We start from the raw sequence: 2,783 nt of genomic DNA on the forward strand, positions 1-2,783 counted from the left end.
GCACCATCTGGCAACGCGAGCGGATCGTCGGCAGCAGGCTGCCCGGCGCGTGCACGATCAGAATGAACAAGGTGCGCGCCGGCGGCTCCTCGAGATTCTTGAGCAAGGCATTGGCGGCGTTGGTGTTCATGTCGTCGGCCGGGTCGACGATGACGACACGGTAGCTGCCATCATGCGAAGTCATTGACAGGAAGCGGCTGACCCTGCGGATTTCGTCCACGGTCAGCACCGTCTTGAAGCTCTTGATCTTGTCGTTGGCGGGGCGCGTCAGATGCAGCACGCCCGGATGCGCGCCGGTGGCGATCTGGCGAAACAGTGGGGACGCCGGATCGGGAACGGCAAGCGTGTCGGGCGCCGTCCTGAAATCCGGATATTTCAGAAGATGGTGCGCCAGATGGAACGCCAGCGTCGCCTTGCCGATGCCGAGCGGCCCGGCAAAGATCAGCGCATGCGGCAGCTTGCCCGCGCGGTAGGCGCCAGCGAGCATCCCGGCCGCCGTCGCGTGGCCGATCAGCCGCGGCGTTTCGGCCGGCTCGGGCACGCCGTCCAGCGTGTCGTGCTGCTCTGGGGCGATGCGTTCGAAGATCATGCCGGCGCCGTCTCGATCCTTTGCGCCGGCATCCTCTCTTCCAGCGCCGCGAAGACGGCGGCGGTGACGACATCTTCCACCGTATCGGGATCGGCGGCCGCGTCGATGACGATGCAGCGCTCCGGCTCCGCCGCGGCAATGGCCAGGAAAGCCTCGCGCCGCCGCCGGTGGATGGCCAAAGTCTCCTTCTCGAAACGATCGGCGGCGTCACCCGCGCCGCGCCGCGCGGCCGCCCGCTTCAGGCCTTCGGCCGGATCGATGTCGAAGATCAGCGTCATGTTCGGCATCAAGCCGTTGATGGCCACGGCCTCCAGCGCCTTCATGAAATCCGCGTCGAGCCCGCCGGTGACACCTTGGTAGACGCGCGAGGAATCGATGAAACGGTCGCACAGCACGATCGAGCCGCGCTCGACTGCCGGCCGGATGACCTGCTCGACATGGTCGGAGCGCGCGGCGGCGAACAGGATTGCCTCCATCTTCGGGCCGAACGGCTCGGCCGCGCCGGACAGAAGAACGTGCCTTACCGCCTCGGCGCCAGGCGATCCACCCGGCTCGCGGCTGACCAGCACCTCGTATTTCTTGGCGCGCATGCGCCGCGCCAGCCGCTCGATCTGCGTCGACTTGCCTGCTCCTTCGCCGCCCTCGAAAGTGATAAAAAATCCGCTCGCCAATCGAGACTGCCTTTGCCCGTGCTGGCCGCTGTCATAGCTCCCGTCCGACAAAAGGTCCACGAACTTGCCCGATCACAAATGTTTCTGACGCAGCCAGCCGACAGCGAGTTCCTTGGCCGCGTCGAGCGCACGCTGCGGCAGCGTGCCCACCTTCACCGATTCGGCGGCATAGAGCGGCGTCTGCTGGCTAAGCGTATCGCCTATCCAAACGCGCAGCTCACCGACCGGTTGCCCTTCCTCGACCGGCGCCGACACTGGACCCTGATAGACGATCCTGGCGGTCAGCTTGTCGCGGTTGGCTATCGGAAGAAAGATGTCCACGGGGCCCTTGGCTTTCAAGGCCAGGCCGGATTTGGCGCCGCCGAAGACCTGCGCTTCCCCGACCACCTCGTCCTTGGCGAAGATCTCGGTCTTCTGGAACGACCGCGAGCCCCAGTCGAGCAGCTTGCGCGCCTCTTCTGAGCGTTCGCGGTCATTCGCCAGGCCAGTGAGCGCGGCGATCACGCGGATGCCGTTGTGGCTGACTGTGCCGACTAGGCCGAAGCCCGCCTGTTCGCTGGCGCCGGCCACAAAGCCGTCGGCTTCGATCCCCATGGCGATCAGTGGATTGCGGTTCCTTTGCGCGATCTTGTTCCAGGTGAAGTCCGGCTGGCCGTAATAGTGGAAGAACTCCGGGTAGTCGCGCCACAGATGCAGCGCCAGCATCGTCAGCTCGCGCACCGTCGTCTGCTGGCCGTCGGCAGGCAGGCCCGTCGAATTGACGAAGGTCGATTTCGACAGGCCGAGCTGGCGGGCGCGATCCGTCATCTGCGCGGCGAAATTCGCTTCCGAGCCGGCCATGCCCTCGGCAAGCACGATGCAGCCGTCATTGGCGGCCTGCACGGTGACACCCTGGATCAGGTCCTCGACGCGGACCTCGGATTTGAGCTTTGCGAACATGGTCGAGGTCCCGGACGGCGCGCCGCCGGTGCGCCAGGCGTTTTCGCTGACGACAAACGTGTCGTCGAGCGTGATCCGCTTCGCCTTGAGAGCGTTGAAGACCACCTCCATCGTCATCAGCTTGGCCATCGAGGCCGGTGGGATCGGCTTGTCGGGGTCCTTGGCGAAGAGCACCGTGCCGGTGTCGGCATCGATCATGAACGCCTGCGTCGCCTTGGTCTCGAACAGCTGCGCGCCAGCCGGGGCGGCGCACAACAGCGCCAGCACCAATCCCAGAAGGCTGGCGAAAGGCGGAAGAACGCGCAATTGCATGAAATGTCGACCCAATCTGAGCAAAACCGGAGAGTCGCCCGGAATTGCGCCAAGACTACCCCGCGGCCAAGCTAGCAGGGTTTTTTCGGCCGGATCAACGTGCAGTGCAAATTTAATCAGTTACGCACAACCAGCGCGTCCGGCGCGCCATGCGACCAGGCTGCCTGGAGCAGGTCGTCAATGCTGCCGTGCCCGTCCGGATAGACATTGACCGCGTACCAATCATTGCCGTCGAGCTCGGTGCGCTGGATCTCCGGCCGGCCGAACGGCTC

Annotated in this window: 3 protein-coding genes and 1 pseudogene; all 4 read right to left on the reverse strand. The window is 65.1% G+C overall.

Features of this window, described 5'->3' with window-relative positions; translation table 11 throughout:
• Positions 1-589, reverse strand: a 589-nt coding sequence (locus EOA24_RS33210; protein WP_127410537.1) for a DNA polymerase III subunit delta', incomplete at its 3' end; no start/stop codon positions are given.
• Positions 586-1,260 (reverse strand): dTMP kinase, encoded by a 675-nt coding sequence (gene tmk / locus EOA24_RS33215; protein ID WP_126082741.1) that lies wholly within the window; start codon positions 1,258-1,260, stop codon positions 586-588. The genes tmk and EOA24_RS33210, both read right to left, overlap by 4 nt.
• A 72-nt stretch (positions 1,261-1,332) precedes the next feature.
• Positions 1,333-2,511, reverse strand: a complete 1,179-nt coding sequence (locus EOA24_RS33220) for a D-alanyl-D-alanine carboxypeptidase family protein (RefSeq protein WP_126082740.1) — start codon at positions 2,509-2,511, stop codon at positions 1,333-1,335.
• 116 nt (positions 2,512-2,627) lie between these two features.
• Positions 2,628-2,783: pseudogene (locus EOA24_RS44160) on the reverse strand (septal ring lytic transglycosylase RlpA family protein); the annotation flags it as partial.

The sequence above is a fragment of the Mesorhizobium sp. M2A.F.Ca.ET.039.01.1.1 genome (assembly GCF_003998035.1).
In the GTDB taxonomy this organism is placed as follows: domain Bacteria; phylum Pseudomonadota; class Alphaproteobacteria; order Rhizobiales; family Rhizobiaceae; genus Mesorhizobium.